21 protein-coding genes and 1 pseudogene are annotated in these 17541 nt (G+C 42.0%); 10 read left to right on the top strand and 12 right to left on the bottom strand.

The features are described from left to right. Positions 1-331 precede the first annotated feature (331 nt). The 4 genes from NYE22_RS19270 to NYE22_RS19255 all read left to right on the top strand — a co-directional run bounded on the left by NYE22_RS19270 (position 332) and on the right by NYE22_RS19255 (position 2919). Complete coding sequence (locus NYE22_RS19270) at positions 332-952, top strand: nitroreductase family protein (protein WP_342412066.1); 621 nt, start codon at positions 332-334, stop codon at positions 950-952. A 14-nt stretch (positions 953-966) separates the two neighbouring features. Then, positions 967-1905, top strand: coding sequence for a ring-cleaving dioxygenase (locus NYE22_RS19265; protein WP_077671256.1), 939 nt, complete (start codon positions 967-969; stop codon positions 1903-1905). A gap of 99 nt (positions 1906-2004) precedes the next feature. Beyond that, positions 2005-2394, top strand: a complete 390-nt coding sequence (locus NYE22_RS19260) for a DoxX family protein (protein ID WP_014475946.1) — start codon at positions 2005-2007, stop codon at positions 2392-2394. A gap of 186 nt (positions 2395-2580) precedes the next feature. Further along, the gene (locus NYE22_RS19255; protein ID WP_014475948.1) at positions 2581-2919 is read left to right on the top strand and encodes a thioredoxin family protein; all 339 of its coding nucleotides are present in this window, start codon (positions 2581-2583) and stop codon (positions 2917-2919) included. A 52-nt stretch (positions 2920-2971) separates the two neighbouring features. On the opposite strand, the gene NYE22_RS19250 is transcribed toward NYE22_RS19255, so the two are convergent. The 4 genes and pseudogenes from NYE22_RS19250 to NYE22_RS19235 all read right to left on the bottom strand — a co-directional run bounded on the left by NYE22_RS19250 (position 2972) and on the right by NYE22_RS19235 (position 4679). After that, entirely contained in the window at positions 2972-3208 is a 237-nt protein-coding gene (locus NYE22_RS19250; protein ID WP_003244342.1) for a spore germination protein, read from the bottom strand. Positions 3209-3412: 204 nt separating this feature from the next. Next, positions 3413-3706: a hypothetical protein gene (locus NYE22_RS19245; RefSeq protein ID WP_072175202.1), complete on the bottom strand. Its 294-nt coding sequence runs from the start codon at positions 3704-3706 to the stop codon at positions 3413-3415. A gap of 32 nt (positions 3707-3738) precedes the next feature. Continuing rightward, a complete protein-coding gene (locus NYE22_RS19240; RefSeq protein WP_038827548.1) occupies positions 3739-3969 on the bottom strand; it encodes a spore germination protein in 231 nt (76 codons plus the stop codon). Between the two features lie 123 nt (positions 3970-4092). Then, positions 4093-4679 (bottom strand): annotated as a pseudogene (locus NYE22_RS19235) (DUF421 domain-containing protein). A 207-nt stretch (positions 4680-4886) separates the two neighbouring features. Here NYE22_RS19235 and NYE22_RS19230 point away from each other — a divergent pair. Then, complete coding sequence (locus NYE22_RS19230) at positions 4887-5594, top strand: DUF421 domain-containing protein (RefSeq protein ID WP_342412065.1); 708 nt, start codon at positions 4887-4889, stop codon at positions 5592-5594. 14 nt (positions 5595-5608) lie between these two features. Here the strand turns inward: NYE22_RS19230 and cotP are convergent, their stop codons facing one another. Genes cotP through NYE22_RS19215 form a run of 3 tightly spaced genes read right to left on the bottom strand, consistent with a single transcriptional unit; the run spans position 5609 to position 6581 of the window. Beyond that, the gene (gene cotP / locus NYE22_RS19225; protein WP_342412064.1) at positions 5609-6040 is read right to left on the bottom strand and encodes a spore coat protein CotP; all 432 of its coding nucleotides are present in this window, start codon (positions 6038-6040) and stop codon (positions 5609-5611) included. Positions 6041-6052: 12 nt separating this feature from the next. Further along, the gene (locus tag NYE22_RS19220) at positions 6053-6295 is read right to left on the bottom strand and encodes a spore germination protein (protein ID WP_014475957.1); all 243 of its coding nucleotides are present in this window, start codon (positions 6293-6295) and stop codon (positions 6053-6055) included. 13 nt (positions 6296-6308) lie between these two features. Continuing rightward, entirely contained in the window at positions 6309-6581 is a 273-nt protein-coding gene (locus tag NYE22_RS19215) for a spore germination protein (protein ID WP_021481644.1), read from the bottom strand. Positions 6582-6928: 347 nt separating this feature from the next. Between NYE22_RS19215 and NYE22_RS19210 the strand changes: the two genes are divergently transcribed. The 3 genes from NYE22_RS19210 to NYE22_RS19200 all read left to right on the top strand — a co-directional run bounded on the left by NYE22_RS19210 (position 6929) and on the right by NYE22_RS19200 (position 8505). Then, on the top strand, positions 6929-7528 hold the full coding sequence (locus tag NYE22_RS19210; protein ID WP_342412063.1) for a TetR/AcrR family transcriptional regulator: 600 nt from the start codon (positions 6929-6931) through the stop codon (positions 7526-7528). Continuing rightward, positions 7525-7869: a DoxX family protein gene (locus NYE22_RS19205; RefSeq protein WP_342412062.1), complete on the top strand. Its 345-nt coding sequence runs from the start codon at positions 7525-7527 to the stop codon at positions 7867-7869. Before NYE22_RS19210 ends, NYE22_RS19205 begins: the two co-directional genes overlap by 4 nt. A gap of 162 nt (positions 7870-8031) precedes the next feature. Beyond that, positions 8032-8505 carry a GNAT family N-acetyltransferase gene (locus NYE22_RS19200; protein WP_163117777.1) on the top strand — a complete coding sequence of 158 codons (474 nt, stop codon included), beginning with the start codon at positions 8032-8034 and terminating at the stop codon, positions 8503-8505. A 162-nt stretch (positions 8506-8667) separates the two neighbouring features. Here the strand turns inward: NYE22_RS19200 and vmlR are convergent, their stop codons facing one another. From vmlR to dinB, 3 genes are all read right to left on the bottom strand, one after another. Next, the gene (gene vmlR, locus NYE22_RS19195) at positions 8668-10314 is read right to left on the bottom strand and encodes an ABC-F type ribosomal protection protein VmlR (protein ID WP_032727127.1); all 1647 of its coding nucleotides are present in this window, start codon (positions 10312-10314) and stop codon (positions 8668-8670) included. A 319-nt stretch (positions 10315-10633) separates the two neighbouring features. Beyond that, entirely contained in the window at positions 10634-12010 is a 1377-nt protein-coding gene (locus NYE22_RS19190; protein ID WP_014475969.1) for an amino acid permease, read from the bottom strand. A gap of 171 nt (positions 12011-12181) precedes the next feature. Then, the gene (dinB, locus tag NYE22_RS19185) at positions 12182-12700 is read right to left on the bottom strand and encodes a damage-inducible protein DinB (RefSeq protein WP_038828173.1); all 519 of its coding nucleotides are present in this window, start codon (positions 12698-12700) and stop codon (positions 12182-12184) included. A gap of 168 nt (positions 12701-12868) precedes the next feature. On the opposite strand from dinB, the gene NYE22_RS19180 reads away from it, so the two are divergent. Together NYE22_RS19180 and NYE22_RS19175 are read left to right on the top strand one after the other, a co-directional pair. Further along, positions 12869-13327 (top strand): MarR family transcriptional regulator, encoded by a 459-nt coding sequence (locus tag NYE22_RS19180; protein WP_021481637.1) that lies wholly within the window; start codon positions 12869-12871, stop codon positions 13325-13327. Next, positions 13324-16002, top strand: coding sequence for an MMPL family transporter (locus NYE22_RS19175; protein ID WP_342412061.1), 2679 nt, complete (start codon positions 13324-13326; stop codon positions 16000-16002). Before NYE22_RS19180 ends, NYE22_RS19175 begins: the two co-directional genes overlap by 4 nt. Positions 16003-16132: 130 nt before the next feature. Here NYE22_RS19175 and NYE22_RS19170 read toward each other — a convergent pair whose 3' ends face one another. Both NYE22_RS19170 and NYE22_RS19165 read right to left on the bottom strand, forming a co-directional pair. After that, a complete protein-coding gene (locus NYE22_RS19170) occupies positions 16133-16762 on the bottom strand; it encodes a nitroreductase family protein (RefSeq protein WP_003234135.1) in 630 nt (209 codons plus the stop codon). 15 nt (positions 16763-16777) lie between these two features. Then, a complete protein-coding gene (locus NYE22_RS19165) occupies positions 16778-17272 on the bottom strand; it encodes a MarR family transcriptional regulator (protein WP_072557150.1) in 495 nt (164 codons plus the stop codon). Positions 17273-17541 lie beyond the last annotated feature (269 nt).

Here is a 17541-nt window from a genome sequence, read left to right as displayed (position 1 = left end):
AAGGTGACAGAAAAAAAGTTGGAGCTATGCTAAAAGGTCATAAAGCAAACAAATGAGTTCTTATGTAACAACAGTGATGATTCGCTATTAAAATGCTGCCGTCAGTGAAAAATTTCCACCTAATTTTCAAAAACCTATTGACATGAGAAGATCTGTATTTTACTATTATCTCATATTCAAGATATTTTAATTTGAGATATTTGGTCGGAAAGATCAGCGATCAAGCGCATCTCTAAGTGTTCAATCCGTTGTCATTTCTTTTAAACAATATTCAATATGGATTTTTTATAATAAAATATCTCGAATTCGAGATAAAAGGGAGTGTATCGTAATGGCTGAATTTATACAGTTAGTCAATGAAAGACGATCTGCAAGCAAGTTTCTTTCAGGTCATCCAATCACAAAAGAAGACCTCAATGAAATGTTTGAATTGGTTGCATTGGCGCCATCGGCTTTTAATTTGCAGCATACAAAATATGTGACGGTTCTTGACCAGGACGTAAAAGAAAAACTGAAGCAGGCCGCAAACGGACAATATAAAGTGGTTAGCTCTTCTGCCGTTCTCTTGGTATTAGGGGATAAGCAGGCATATCAACAAGCGGCTGATATCTATGAAGGTTTAAAGGTATTGGGGATATTAAATAAGCAAGAGTATGACCACATGGTGCACGACACCGTTTCGTTTTATGAAAACAGGGGAGAACAATTTAAAAGAGATGAGGCGATAAGGAATGCTTCACTTTCTGCGATGATGTTTATGCTGAGTGCTAAGGAAAAAGGCTGGGATACCTGCCCGATGATCGGCTTTGATGCGGAAGCCGTAAAACGGATTTTGAACATAGACGACCAATTTGAGGTTGTCATGATGATTACGATTGGAAAAGAAAAAACAGAGAGCAGAAGACCGCGCGGCTACCGGAAGCCTGTGAATGAGTTTGTTGAGTATATGTAAAGGAGCGGATAAAAATGGCTAAAAAAACGATGGGAATTCATCATATTACAGCGATTGTCGGTCACCCTCAAGAGAACACAGATTTCTACGCAGGAGTGCTTGGGCTTCGTTTGGTCAAGCAAACTGTCAATTTTGATGACCCAGGTACGTATCATCTTTATTTTGGGAATGAAGGCGGGAAGCCGGGAACAATCATTACCTTCTTTCCGTGGGCCGGAGCCCGCCAAGGCGTCATTGGAGACGGTCAAGTTGGTGTGACTTCGTATGTCGTGCCGAAAGGGGCTATGGCATTTTGGGAAAAGAGACTAGAAAAGTTCAACGTTCCATACACCAAAATCGAGCGCTTTGGGGAACAATATGTAGAATTTGATGATCCTCATGGACTGCACTTAGAAATCGTGGAAAGAGAAGAAGGAGAGGCTAATACGTGGACTTTCGGAGAAGTAACGCCCGATGTTGCCATTAAAGGTTTTGGGGGTGCAACCCTATTATCAGCGCAGCCTGACAAAACCGCTGACCTTTTAGAAAACATCATGGGGCTGGAGCGAGTCGGCAAAGAAGGGGACTTCGTTCGTTATCGTTCCGCCGGTGATATCGGAAATGTGATTGACCTTAAGTTAACGCCTATTGGCCGCGGACAAATGGGGGCCGGAACGGTGCATCACATCGCTTGGCGGGCTAACGATGATGAAGATCAGTTAGATTGGCAAAGATATATTGCTTCCCACGGATATGGTGTAACTCCTGTTCGGGATAGAAACTATTTTAATGCCATTTACTTCAGGGAACATGGGGAAATCCTGTTTGAAATCGCAACTGATCCCCCGGGCTTTGCACATGATGAAACACAGGATACAATGGGCAAAAAACTGATGCTGCCTGTGCAATATGAACCGCATCGCACACAAATTGAACAAGGGCTGCTGCCGTTTGAAGTAAGAGAGTTAGATTGATTTTGACACATAAAAAATAAAGAAACATATATTCAATTGATGATTGCTGGATACCGTCAGCAAAGAATTAGATAAAATCAAAGATGAGGAGAGATACAAATGGAAGATGCAGGACTGTTGCTTATTCGTATAATGATTGGTGTGGTGTTTTTGTTTTATGGCACACAAAAATTATTTGGCTGGTTTGGCGGATACGGGATTAAAGGAACCGGACAATGGTTCGAGTCAATTGGGGTGAAACCAGGAAACGTTGCGGCCGCTCTATCAGGTCTTGGGGAGTTAGTAAGCGGAATTCTATTTATTTTAGGCGTATTCCTCCCGCTTGGAGCTGCTATCATAACAATCATTATGTTAGGTGCCATCGTAAAAGTCCATGGAGCGAAAGGTTTTGCGAATGGCGCGGGAGGTTTTGAATATAACCTGGTGCTCATTGCAGTTTCCGTAGGGGTTGCACTCATCGGTTCAGGAGCTTACGCTTTGCATTTTTAATAAGAAAGTATGTAAGAACAGTTGCTGCTTGTCAGTAACTGTTCTTTTGTTTTTACATTTTCCGGAAAGATTGCAGGTACTCTGCAAGGCAAAAAAGCTGATATCATAAATAAAAATCTGTATAGTGAATGATACGTATTGATGAGCTTGGTCATGAAAAACAGACCTATTTGAAGGAGTAAATGGATGAAAGAGATGACAGAATTACATTCATTAGATTCTATAGAAAATTTTATCAAACAGCACAAATTCAGTTTTATTTATATATCAAGGCCTGGCTGTACAGTATGTCACGCAGTTCTGCCCCAGCTCAGAATAGTATTGGATCAGTTTCCAAACATCAAATTGGCGCATATCAATGCTGACGATGTAGCAGAGGTCGCCGGCAGATTTTCAGTTTTCACCGTTCCTGTGCTTCTTTTGTTCATTGATGGGACTGAGTTTCTAAGAGAAGCCCGTTTTGTTCATTTTGAACAGCTTGAACAAAAGCTGAAAAGGGTTTATCGATTATATGAAGGCGAATAAAGAAATAAGGCAAAAAAAAGAACTCAAATGAGTTCTTTTTTTTTGCATCAATTTATTCTTCACTAGGCGAAGAAGGGTTATCAACCTGCCCTTGATCACTTGTATCATTATCACAACTTGCTGAAATAATAATTGAATGAGAAGGAGAGTAATCTCCTAATGTGAAATTGACACCGTAATTTTTGCTGTTCGCAGTATGGCTGTTTTGCAAGTTTTGTCCGATATCTGTATTGGCGTTTTGTGTCATTCCATTTATCGTGAGATTTGAGATATTGATTTGAGATCGCATGCTTCAAAAACTCCTTTCACTCAGAAGTAGCCGTCATAGAGGACGCTGGCAGTCTATTTACTTCTATGATATTGCGTTTTTATATCATTGCATCAACATAATGGTAAAAATAATAGCGAGTGAATGAGTCTCTTTTGAAGATGATCAACCTATCAGCAGAAATAAAGCCGCCTGATAAAGAGGCGGCAGATCGTTATATGTCATCTATGAATTTGATGTATCGTTTTTCGTTTGCCTAAAGGATAAGATGGTCGTTTTTAATGATGAGTAGGAGCCTATAGCAGCGTAGCCATAAAACCAGCCCATAAATACGCCAGAAAAGAGGCTGTGTCGATGGCTTATGAAAACAGAAATGCCAAGGCCTGTTATTAAGGCAACTGATGGTACAAAAGTTTTGGGGATTTTCAATAATATTTTGAGGATTTGGGTTATCAGTATGATGATTGGAATAGCTATCACAGCATCCCAAAAGTTTGTGTGAATAATTGGAAAATCCATACGGCACCTCATGAAGTGTTCATTTCTTATGTTTACGCTAAAAGCTTGGAAAGCAGTTCTTGGACCGCATTTGTAACATGTAGGGCTTGATTGGCGGAGCTTGTTTGGCTTAAAGCATTGGATTCAAAAACCAAACCTGTATTATTCCCTCCGGAACCATCTGTCTCTTTAGAAACAGAGAAAGGGCTGATGGAGAATGCAAAACCGTTATTAAAAACGCTGTTTCCGGATATCGAATGAATATAAACTGGGAATTTCATCATTCATCTCTCCTCTCCGTTATGACTGTTTATACAATATGGTGTGAGAGCAGCAATTGCTTAAACAAAACGGCAAAAACATTCAGTGAGAGACAAAAACCTGCAAAATTCTCCAAGTGCCTTTTGTTAATGCAGTTTTTTAGGGATGTTTTTTTTATTCTTTTTGCCAATTTCATCAAAAATATTCTGATTGCTAGACAAATGGGCTTGTCCGTCCTTATTAATGAAATTCGGGTGAATGAGTTTTTTTAGATCCCTGACAGTTAAAGGTTTGGCGTCATCAGTTAATTCTATTCCTAATTGCCCGTTTGCCTCTAATGTCGCAATTTTGACATCTTGTATAGCCGTAACGCCGTGAAGCCTTAGATGCATTTCAAGCTGATCAACTGTAAGTCTCATCTTCTTTAAGTTTTCGATATGAAGCTGTCCGTTTTCAATAACAACTTTTGCTTTTCCGGTCAACATCTTTTCAATGAAGTTCGATCTCATTTGGATCCATTCTATTACGATGAGTGTTATTGTGAAAATTGCCGCCGCAATTAATGTTTTGAAGAGGCTGTACTTGATGATTGGCTGCACGATAATAGTTCCGATTGAAATCATGACAACCGTTTGAGTTGAAGGCATTTGTGCGATTGATTTCATTCCTGAAACTCTCAGCAAAATGACTCCGGCTACAATGAGAACAAGAGAGATTCCCAAGTGAAATTCATGTTACCACCTGACCAATGATGAATTAGCTTTGTCATGGGACTGGCTTTCCTTCCGGGCAATCGCAATTTAATATATCCGAAAGGCAGTTTTTCATTCTGTCCTAAACCGAACAATATTTTTGGTATAGATGGATATATTAAGCCAAACAATGATAGCAGCAGGAGTTTTTTGGGCGAAACAATCTGGGAAGCGGGGAGCGCCATAAGATGATTGAACTTGAAGTTGTCATTAGAACGGTTGCTAGCTTTGGCTTGCTGTTAATCGCAGAACGAATTTTAGGCAAACAGACAATCTCTCAAATGACGATTTTTGATTTTATTGCGGCGATCACACTAGGGGCGATTGCTGCCGGATTAGCTTACAATACTTCAATAAAACCGCACAATATGGCCATTTCGTTTAGTATTTTTGTGCTAACCATTTTTCTAATTTCGTTTCTGTCGATAAAGAACAGGAAGCTGAGGAAATTTTTTGCCGGAGATCCAACAGTGCTGATTCAAAACGGGAAGATACTTGAATCAAATATGAGGAAAATGCGTTACACACTTGATTATTTAAATCAGCAATTACGGGAAAAAGAAATATTTAATATCGAAGAAGTTCTTTTTGCCATTCTTGAAACGAATGGTCAGCTGACTGTGTTAAGAAAACCGCAATTCCGGCATGTGACCAAACAGGATTTAATGATTGCGGTAAACCAAGAACACAGGCTTCCGATAGAGCTTATTATGGACGGAGAAATCATTGAGAATAATTTAAAGCAGAATCGTTTGACGGAATCCTGGCTTTTGGAGGAATTGCGAAAAAGAGACATAAAGGTGAAAGAGACCGTGTACGCAGTGCTGCTGGGTAATGGGGATATTTGCGTGGATCAATATAAAGACCATATATCAGTCCCTATGGATAAGGAATGAAGGTACAATCAATCTTAAAGCCCCTTATTGAACGCAATGGTTTCAACTGGTCTTGGGTACGAAATGTGCAGAAGCCCGTTTAACAGCTGAATCTGTAACAAATGAAATTCAGTGGCCTCGGGAAGCTGAATGATTCGCTCAATTTCTCCGTAATACCGTTCACGCAGCACTTCCATTTCGGCTGGAAAAACAGGCGTGATCGTTCCTTTGATCAGCAGCTGGGTTTTAGATAGTAAGCGGATCGTTAATTCTTCCTCATACACACCGGGCATTTCCACAATGATAAAATTATCTTCTTCATCTTGATAAAAGTCGTAAACGAGCGTATAGGTGTTGGTATTAAAAAATTGTTCCGGGGCTTTATACTTGAGCACATTTGTCCAAAAGTCATTTTGCTTATATTCATTTGTAATCTCAAGCCACTTTCTCATTTTTTCGAGATCCATCTAGGATCCTCCTTAAATTTGGTTTGAAATCGGTGCAGAAGGGTTTCCAATTTGGTCTTGATCACTGATATCAGTATCGAGGTTCCCAGTATTTAAAAGAGAAGAAGAAGGCGAAAAATCCCCTAGAGAAAAGTTTGCCCCAAAGTATTTGCTGTTCGCTGTATGGCTGTTGTGTACGGTTGGACCGACATCAATATTTCCGTTTTGTGTGACGCCGTTCACCTTAATATTTGCGATGTTAATTTGGTATGGCATAGCGAAACTCCTTTTAATCTAAAATTGGCGGTACTGGAAGAGGAGGAGCATTCATATTGGTAGTATCAGAGTTTCCGAGTTCTGTCTGATCGTTGACATCAGGATCATTTAAGAAGTTTTCCATGATCGATTCTGCAGGTGATGTATCACCGAAAGAGGAGTTGATCCCTTGGGATTTATTATTTGCGGTATGGCTGTTATGCGCGGCTTCACCTATTGTAATTGAACCATTGCCCGAAATGCTGTTGATCTTTAAATAATATAGGTTGATTATTGTAGACGGCATCCCATCACACCCTTCCATCATTCTGTACAGTACATTATGCGTTGCTGCACCCAATTGTTCCTTGCATTTGCGGGCAAAACTCTATCTGGCCCTGGAGTGATGCTCATTAGAAAAAAGAATAAAGTTTGTCACAGCCTGAATGTCAATCTATTCAGCAAATACCTATCAGTGAATGAAAAGCCATTGATGTAATGAATTGATTCAGTTATTCGAAATACATGAGACCCTTTAATAAAGGAAGCTGGCAAACAGGATCAGTTTGAAATCATTGACAATGAAACTAATGCCATGAAATAATACTTGTGAGTAACATTACTTGCGAGTATTATTTTTGGGGGTGGTCCTCGTTGAAAAGTAAAAAAGGACGTAAAGGGGAAGAAAGCCGGAAACGGTTACTCAAAGCTGCCGCTAATGAATTTTCGATTCGGGGATTCCATGACGCGAAGGTAAGTGAAATTGTGAAAAAAGCTGGGTTCACGCAGCCTTCATTTTACCTGTACTTTCAAAGCAAAGAAGCCATCTTTGCCGAGTTAATAACCGATTTTCACTCTCGAGTCAGAAAGCTGACAGAGTCACTTCTTCTGGAAAACGGATTAAACACGGAGGATGTGTCAAAACGGGTACTGCTAGCTGTAGAGACTGTTTTTCAATTTTTGGCTGAGGACAAGGATTTAACCAAGATCGGCTTTTTTCTCAACCCGGAAGCAAAACAAATGAAAAAAGACTTGGCGTTGGTTTTGAAAGAGAACTTAGAAGCAGAACAGCGGCTGGGCTATTTTCACTCTGAACTGGATATGGAAACTGTCGCTGAGTGTTTGGTCGGCATGATTGAACATTTAACCGATTCTTTTTTGTTAACCGGAATCAAAGATCCGGCAAGCCTCGCAGCAGAGGTTGTGAATCTTTTAATATACGGGATGCTTCCGAAAGGGAATGACGTAAGATGATATCTATTATGATGAAAGTCAGTTTGACAGTTTTTATGCTTGCGGGAGGCATCATAAAGGTAAGCTGTGTTCCCTTTCAAGTTGAGCATTGGCGGCATTATCAATATCCATTATGGTTTCTGACTGTTACCGGCATTCTCGAAATAGCCGGGGCACTTTCTATGACAGCGGGAATTTGGAATCGGTATGCAGCGATTGGAGCGGGTGTTCTGTTTGTCGTTCTCATGGCGGGAGCCATTCATGCGCATATGTTCCGAGCAAGACAATCGGTCATCATGGCGATACCAGCGATGATCTGTTTGATTGTTTCTATCATGATCATCATGGGGAGTTACACGTAAGCTTTACACTAATGTTTAAGAACAAGCCCATTTGCAGGAAATCTCCTTTTCTTATCGAATAATAGAAAGTCCAGGAATTAACTGAATCAGTAAAATAGAGATCCATTTCTGCATTATTCGTCCGGCATCAGCTGGGCTTTTTTTATAAAGGAGGAATACAGGATGGCATTCACTTTGGAAGACATGACTGAGGAAGAGTTCGAAACCTTTCGCGGGATGTCCGTGCAAAATTATGCGAAACAAAACATAACGTCAGGAACTTGGACGGAAAAAGAGGCATTTGAGAAATCGGAGCAGGCATATGAGAACATGATTCCGAATGGGCGAGACAGCAGCAATCATTATTTTTGGAACATCACAAATGACCAAGGAGAAAGAATGGGCTGGCTCTGGCTGTATGCTGATCCGTTTCATCCGCAAAAGGAAGTGTTTATCTATTCCTTTGGATTGTATGAAGCCTTTCGCGGAAAAGGACTTGCTCAATTGGCGCTTCAAACGCTTGATGAAAAAGCAAGAGAGCTTGGTGCGGAAAGGCTGGCCCTTCATGTGTTTGCACACAACGAGACAGCCGTCTATCTTTATCAGAAGATGGGCTATGCCATGACCAATATACGTATGCGGAAACAGCTATACTGAAAAAATTCGCTTACGTTACCCAAACACAACATGCCTATCTGGAAGCAGTGGCAGGGTACTATAAGTCATCATTAGAAACATTAAGGTCAGGGGAAGGCTTGAAATATAAAGAAAAAAGGACAACAGCTGTTGTCCTTTTCAATGCCGCTTGAACTTTCTCCCTCAGTCTTTTTTGTCTTGATGATCCAGCTCTTTTATTCGTTTCGTAAGCTCATTGAAAGCCTGATCAAGCTCCTTATACCCTTTATCATTTGGCGTCATAAAACTGAGTTTTCCCAGCACTTCTTGTCTTTCTGTCTCAAGCTTTAAGCGAAGCTCCTCCCGCTCATTTCTTTCTGAAGGAGCGGCGTCATTTAACTGCTTTTCGATGCCGTTGTTTGAGATGACGAGTTTACTGTTTGTTGTTTTTTCGAGAAAGTATCGGTCATGTGAAACCGCCAGCAATGTGCCGCTGTATTGTGACAGTGTTTCTTCCAGTTGTTCGCGTGACGGCAGGTCGAGATGGTTTGTCGGCTCATCTAAAATCAGCACGTCTTTTTCCTCCAGAATATAGGCCATCAGTTTGATCTTTACACGCTCACCCATACTCATATGCTTGATCGGTTCAGTCCATTGGGCAGCTGTAAAACCTAAGTGCCTCATCAGATTTTGAACGTGCCCTCTTGCTTTAAATGTTTCATTCTCAAATAACTCTTCCGGTGTTTGTTCTAAAGGCAAGTCAAACACCTCCTGCGTTAAATAGCCGATGTTTGCAGACGGCGACACCCATACGCTTCCTTCTGCTGTTTCCTGTCCAAGAATGATGTTCAGCAATGTCGTTTTTCCGCTGCCATTGGGGCCTATGATCGCAACCTTTTCGCCGTGCTGAATCGTAAAGTTTGCGTTTTTAAAGAGGGTCCTTTCTCCAAACGCTTTTGTTACATTCTGAACTTCTAAAAAACGTTTTCCTGTTTTGTGGGTTGTATCGATTGAAAAGCGGACTGTATATTCTGGGGTAACGGGTTCCGCCTTTGCTTTTTCCAGCTCTTTTTCAAGCCGCTTCTGCTTGGATTTTATCTGGGCATCCGTACGCTTCGCTTTTACCCGGTGATATTCTTTAAACCCTTCCTTTTTCGTCGATTGAGCATGGGCTTTTTCCGACCAAGAAGCGAGCTCATTCATTTGTGCTTCAATCCGTTCAACCATTTTTTGCTGCTTTTCATATTCACGCTGCTGGGTGAGTCTTTTCTTCTCCCGGAACTTCATATACCCGGAGTAATTCCCTTTGAATTCAATCAGCGTCTGATCCTCAAGCGACCATATTTTTGTTGCGGCTTCGTCTAAAAAATATCGATCGTGAGAAACGAGAATCACAGTGCCGCTATAATGTTTCAGCTGTTGGATGAGAAATTGCAAGCTTTTTTCATCAAGGTGGTTTGTCGGTTCATCTAACAGCAGCAGATCTGCATCCTCTGATAGTCCTTTCGCCAGCCGCGCTTTCAGTTTTTCACCGCCGCTTAACTGATGAAAATCACGAAGAGGCACATGCCATTTCTCTAGTAACTTCTTTTCGGCAGGTGTCTGATCCGCAAAGGAATACGCCGCGGTTTCCTGTTCAACCAAAGCCAGTTTTATATCCTTCCGAAGGATTTGACCCTGTGCAGGGGCTAAGTCATTGTGAATGAGGTGCAGCAACGTAGATTTCCCAGCGCCGTTTTTTCCGATAATCCCAATGATATCTCCTTGCTGAACACTGGCGTTTACATGTTTAAAAACAGTTTGATCCTTTACTTCATAGCTAACGTTTGTTAATGTTACGATCTCTTTCATCCATATCCCTCGCTTTAAAGGGAGAATAAAAAAATCCTCCCAAATGTGTTGGAAGGATTAGCCGTGCCTGTGCATGATCAAATAAGCTATTTTTTATAAATAGCAGTGTCGTATATATAGAAAATGGGCAGACTAATCCTATTTTTTGATTTGAAATATTGATTTCAAACGGTAAAAATAAGATTAGTTAATCATTGTCCACCCATCATCCCTTCTTGTTTTGATTACAAACACTATAGCATATCTTCAAATTCAAAAGCAAAGGTCATTTTCATCAAAAAAACCCCTACTCTCATTTTTGAGGCAGGAGTTTCGAGTGTTATTGATGCTTCGCTTTTCTCACTTTATAAATCACAATCAGCAAAATAAACCAAACCGGTGTGACAAATAAGGAAACACGAGTGTCCTGTGCCAGTGCCAGCACAACCAGAACAAACGCCAGGAACGCAAGAATCAGGTAATTTGTAAACGGATAAAGCGGAAGCTTAAACTTGTTTGTTTTCGCTAATTCAGGTCTTGTTTTGCGGTATTTCATATGGCAGATGACCGTAATCCCCCAAATGTAGATAAAGCATACGGTTGAAATGCTTGTGATCAGGGTGAATACGCCTTCTGGCATGATGTAGTTTAACGTAACACCTATTAAAATCACGATAGCCGAAAAGAATAAAGCATTTCTAGGCACTTTACGCTGAGTCAGTTTCGCCATTGACTCAGGCGCATTGTGATCTTTCGCCAGGGAATAGACCATACGGCTTGTACTGAATACAGCGCTGTTGCATGCTGAAGCAGCGGATGTCAACACAACAAAGTTGATAATACTTGCAGCCCCGACGATGCCAACAGCGACAAATACTTGTACGAATGGGCTTTCGCTGGGATTGATGACATCCCAAGGATAGATGCTCATAATTACGAGAAGAGCCCCGATATAAAAAAGCAGCACACGGACAGGGATATTGTTGATCGCCTTAGGGATTACTTTTTCAGGGTTTTCTGTTTCACCGGCTGTAAGCCCGACAAGCTCAATGCCGACAAAAGCAAACACAACCATCTGGAACGAGAGGATAAACCCATGCATGCCATTCGGGAACAGGCCTCCGTGGCTCCAGAGATTTGTGAAGCTGGACACTCCTGAGCTTGTGGAAAAGCCTTTGAAAATCATCACAAGGCCAATGACGATTAACGCCAAAATGGCAATGACTTTAATCAAAGCAAACCAAAATTCTAATTCTCCAAAAAGCTTGACTGTCGCCAGGTTCATAATCAGTAAAATAATAAGAGCGATTAAGCCAGGCACCCATTGCGGCACACCCGGGAGCCAATATTGAGTGTAGAGCCCGACTGCTGTCAGATCAGCCATCGCAATGGAAATCCAGCAGAACCAATATGTCCAGCCAGTGATAAATGCTGCCATATCGCCTAGGTAGTCTTGTACAAAATCCACAAAAGAGTGATAGTTCAAGTTTGATAACAGCAATTCACCCAGCGATCTCATAATTAAGAAGCAAATGATCCCTGTGATCATATAAGCAAATAAAATCGAAGGTCCGGCAAAATGAATCGATTTGCCCGAGCCGAGAAATAAGCCTGTCCCAATGGCTCCGCCGATGGCGATGAGCTGGATATGCCTGTTTTTCAAGCCTCTCTGCAACGTTTGCTGATTTATATTGTCTTTCGTCATGTCGTCTGTCACTTTATGTGTTCCTCCATTGAAAATTGTTTATTGAGTCAGCAATCTATTTTTAATGATTATTATAACACTAAAATTTCTATCTTTTTTACTAAAAAAGGATTGATGAAAAGAATTTTAATGTGATTTGGACTATTTCCCGAAAAAAGCGGCTCCATTTAGGGAGCCGCTTTTTTATGCTTTTTCAGTTTTTTTCATAAACAGGTAGAGCCCGTAATCTGTCGGTGCGGATGCGTAGCCTGCCTGCCGCAGCATTGCTGTGATATTGCCGCGGTGGTATGTCCCGTGGTTGACAACGTGGGGAAGCAGTTCGGAAACAGTTGTTTCCATGATTCCGCTTGAGGGATTTTGAATCTGGAGTGGCTTATTGAGCTGTTCTTTTTGCTGTAAAAATAGTATATAGCGCTCGGATAACCTCAGAAAAAGGTCTTCCATTTCCTCTATTTCTTTAGCCTCTGTCTGTTCTTTAAGCTGTTCAGCTAAAGCCAAAGCATCGCTCAAGTTTTTGCCGGAAAACACTTCAATCCAGCCGAGATCAGAAAGATAAACATGAGACAATACATGGGATATTGACGGAAACACGCTTTGAATTTCTTGATGGTATACCTCTTTTGGAAGCTCTTTTAATCGGTTGAATATTTGTTGATTGGCCCAGACGTTATATTCATACAATTTGAATGCAAAATCTGACATGTTAAAATTCCCCCTTTCGTGTGTATAGCTTCTATTATACACGAACGTGCGTTCTTATGTAGAGTGCTCGTGAATAAAATTTGTTGACATATATAGTTTAGGGGAATAAACTAATTGACATTGAACATAAAGTTTAGCGGGGTAAACTATAATGAGGAGGGGAAGATATTGAATGAACAAAAGCTATGTCAGGCGATAAACCTGTTTGTGGAAGTCCTGCTTGAAGGGACAGAATTTGTGCATCGTGAAATCAATCAGGATGTCTTCAAGCATATCTCAAGGGAACAGGCAGACCTGTTGAAAATTTTAAAAGTCAAGGGCCCAACATCTCCCGGCAGCCTGGCCATGTACCAAAATGTACATAAGAGCGCGATCTCTAACAGACTGAAAAAGCTGCTCGAAAAGGGATTGGTTCAATGGGGCGACTGTCCGGAAAAAAGTGATAGGCGCTCTAAGCTTATTAACATTACACCCAGTGGTGAACACATACTAGAAGAATTAGATTCTGCCATCTTTAACGCGCTCAAACCGCTGATCGATGATATAGATGAGGAACACTTACATTCCATCATCGAGATATTCACCATTTTAAAAAGCAAATTTAAAGGAGGAGATTCTGCCGAATGAGAGCAATCATCAAATTCAAGTGGGCAATTGCAGCCATAGTATTAGCACTTACCGTCGTTTTGAGTTTGTTTTCTCCGAACTTAACGGAGCTGGCCAATCAAAAGGGGCAGGCCCAGCTTCCCGCTGATGCTGTTTCAGAAAGGGCAAACGCCATTTTAAAACAAGCGGGAGAAGACAATAATTCGATCAGTGTCGTCTTTACATTAGACAACGCTTTAAAGAAAGAAACAGAGAATCAGCTTCGGATAATGATCGATAAAATTAAAAAGATCGACGGTGTAGAAGAGGTAACATCTCCTCTGTCAGCGGAAAAAGAAGTCAAAGACCAGTTGATGTCGAAAGACAAGAAAACCGTTCTCATGCCTGTCACGATTACAGGTTCTGATAAAAAGGCGGAAAAAATTGCGGACGAGATTTATCAAATCGTTCCTGATGATTTGACGGCATATATTACGGGAGCTTCCCTTATCAACCAGGATTTCGCTCACAGCTCAGAGGAAGGGCTTAAGAAAACGGAAGTGATCACAGTCTGCCTGATCATCGGTTTACTGTTGATCGTGTTCCGATCTGTTGTGACGCCTTTTATCCCGATTGTGGTTGTCGGTTTTTCTTATCTGATCAGTCAATCCATACTGGGCATCCTTGTATACAATGTTGATTTTCCAATCTCGACGTTTACGCAAACCTTCTTAGTCGCGATCCTGTTCGGCATTGGAACAGATTACTGCATACTGCTTCTTACACGATTCCGTGAAGAATTGGCAAACGGGCATGATAAAAAAGAAGCGGCGCTTATCGCTTACCGCACAGGGGGAAAAACCTTATTTATCAGCGGATTCGCGGTATTAATCGGATTTTCCGCCTTAGGATTTGCGAAGTTTGCGATTTTCCAATCCGCAGTAGGGGTAGCAGTCGGTGTGGGAATTTTAATGATCATCCTCTACACACTGCTGCCATTATTTATGGTGACGCTGGGTGAAAAATTATTCTGGCCTTCTAAGAAAGTGCTGTCACACAGTGATAACAAACTATGGGCGTTTCTCGGCAGACACTCCGTTGCGCGTCCGTTTCTGTTCATTGTCATCACGGTGGTGATTACGCTTCCGTTCATCTTGACCTATGATGACCAGATTTCATTCGACTCAACTGCAGAAATCAGCAGCGATTATAAATCTATAAAAGCTCTCGAGGCCATTAAGGATGGATTCGGGGAAGGAAAAGCGTTCCCGATCAATGTTGTCGTAAAAGGAGACAAAGATCTTACAACAGCTGATACAATCCCCTATCTAGGAAATATCAGCAAAGCGATCGAGAAAGTTGATCATGTTGACTCTGTGATGACCATTACGCAGCCGACTGGTGAAAAAATCAAAGATTTATATATTGATAACCAGCTAGGATCGGTTTCAGACGGGCTGGATAAGACGGTAAAAGGGATTGCCGATGTCCAAAGCGGATTAACGGATATAGAAAACGGACTGAATCAAATGGCAGGGCAAACCGGCTCGGCCTCAAATGGAGGGTCTGGCGGTTCACTGGGCGATGCGGCAGATGGCTTGGGCAAAATCAATCAGCAGCTGCAGCTCGTGAGCAAACAGATTTCCCAAACCGGCAATACCGCACAGACCGTGCAGCAGCTTACGGCAATCAGCGGACAGCTTGGCCAGATTCAAACCGGTCTTGAACAAGCGAACCAGCAGCTCTCAGGCCAGCAGGCACAAGCCGGAACGCTGACAGAAAGCCTAAAGAAGCTGTCCGAAGGCGTGAGGAACGCAAATCAGGGCCTGACGAAAGTCTCTGACGGTATTACAGCTTCCAGTGATATGTTAGAGGACATGAGCAAAAGTCCAACTGTAAGAGATACAGGCATATTCATTCCTGATCAAGTAATGAAGGACAAAGACTTTAAGAAGTCAATTGACCAGTATTCCTTTGCAGATGGCAAAGGTGTTCAATTAAGTGTCGTTCTGGATTCAAATCCGTACTCAGAACAAGCTATTGCGACAATAAACCAAATCAAAAAAGCTGTCGCAAACGAAGTTGACGGCACTCCTTTGGAGGATGCACAGATCGTATACGGAGGGGTCACGAGTATGAATGCGGACTTAAAGGAGCTGTCCACAACGGACTTCTCCAGAACAATGGTGATTATGATTATAGGCCTGTTTATCGTGTTAACCATTTTGTTCCGCTCAATGATCATGCCGATTTATATGATCGCGTCATTGCTGCTGACGTACTATACGTCGATATCCATAACAGAATTAATTTTTGTAAACGGCTTAGGAAACGCGGGTGTCAGCTGGGCAGTGCCATTCTTCAGCTTTGTCATCTTGATCGCGTTAGGGGTAGATTATTCGATCTTCTTGCTGGATCGATTTAAGGAAGAGGAAGAGGTGCACCTTGGCATTGAGCAAGGTGTCGTCAGGTCAATGAGCAAAATGGGATCTGTCATTATTACAGCTGCCATTATATTGGCCGGTACGTTCGCGGCGATGATGCCTTCAGGTGTCAATACACTGATGCAGGTGGCAAGTGTTATCATCATCGGGCTCTTGCTTTACGGCCTTGTCATACTTCCGCTCTTCATCCCGGCAATCATTGCAACCTTTGGAGAAGGAAACTGGTGGCCGTTCGGCAGGAAGAAAGGAAAAGAATATTCGAGAGAAGAGTGATGAATGGTCATCACTCTTTTTTCATGATCTAAACGACTAACTTCAGACGTGTTACCCAAAAAAGGTCAGACGCAAACGGCGGCTGTACTTAAAAAAAAAGAGCCCGGAAAACACTCACGGGCTCTTTTTTTTATTTCCATTCTGCAATTGTATCAATCGGCAGACGGTAGGAAGCATAGCCTTCGTCTGCTGCTTTTCCGATAGAAAGTAGCATAACCGGTACATAACGTTCTTTATCTAATCCGAAGGTTTCTGCGATGTTTTCTTTATCGTATCCGCCGATCGGGTTTGTATCGTAGCCATGCGCGCGTGCAGTCAGCATCAGCTGCATGGAAACGAGACCTCCGTCAATCAGGATCGTTTCACGGTTGACCTGTGCCGGAAGCTTTTCAAAATGTGCGGTCAGCGCAGCGATTTGTCTGTCTTTGACCTCCTGCGGCATGTAACCAAGTTCCACGGCTTTTGAATAGATTTCTTCTAAGTAGTCTGCATTGTTCATGTCTGCAAATACAGCGATGACAGCAGATGATGTTGTGACCTGTGTTTGGTTAAAGCTGGCAAGCGGTGCGAGCTTTTCTTTTCCTTCCGGGCTGTCAATGACAAGAAAACGCCATGGCTGCGCGTTAACAGAAGATGGGGCAGTTGTTGCTTCCTCTAAGATCTCTGTCATTTCTTCTTTGCTGATTTTTACTGCCGGATCATAGTTGCGAATAGAACGGCGGCCTTTCATAATTTCCATAAAATCGTTTGTTTTGATCATGTTGATACACTCCTCTTAAGCTTCGATATTATCTATATTGTTTCGCATGCGCGCCAGCACATCAATGAGCAGGCGGCGTTCTTCTGCGCTTACATTTGCGAGCATTTCCTTCATGAAACGCTCCTTTTCCTTCTTAGAAGACTCAATTCGCTCTCTTCCTTGGTCTGTTAACCGAACAAGGGTGATGCGGTTGTCCTCAGGCTTGCGCCGCCTTGATACCATGCCTTTGGCTTCCAGCTGTTTCAGGTGTCTGGTAACGGCTGCGCTATCGATATTTACTTTCTTTTGAAGGTCGCTTTGACTGATCTCATCTGCATGATAAAGCAATGTCAGCAATTCCAAACGAGATTGGCTGATGCCCGTGCATGCCTCGAACTTCACGCCAATCACCTTGTTCACGCCTTGCAGCTGATATAAAATCTCGGCTTCCTCTGAACAAAATGACGCCAAAACCCATCCCTTCTTTCCTGTCAAAACTATTAATTGATATATCAATGATTGACACGTCAATTAATATACAACGATTGATTTCATCTTGCAAGCCATTTGCACTCTAGAAAAACCTCCCAGCGCATAAAATTCGCTAGGCTAGAACTTAGATAAAAAGCTGGCCGCTTCTTCAGATGATGCTGGTCACGATGATTCCCTGCATCATTCCCATTTATAGGTGTTCGGAATATCACTTTGCCGAGCCCATGCTCAAGCGGCTTTCACAGGCTGAAAGTTATGATACAATATACAAATGTTTCACAGCTTCAATCCATAGTTGGAGTTGACAT

The sequence above is a fragment of the Bacillus sp. FSL K6-1560 genome (genome assembly GCF_038592935.1).
Lineage (GTDB): Bacteria > Bacillota > Bacilli > Bacillales > Bacillaceae > Bacillus > Bacillus subtilis.
Note: the sequence above shows the minus strand (reverse complement) of the source record. Positions and strands in the feature narration are given on the sequence as shown.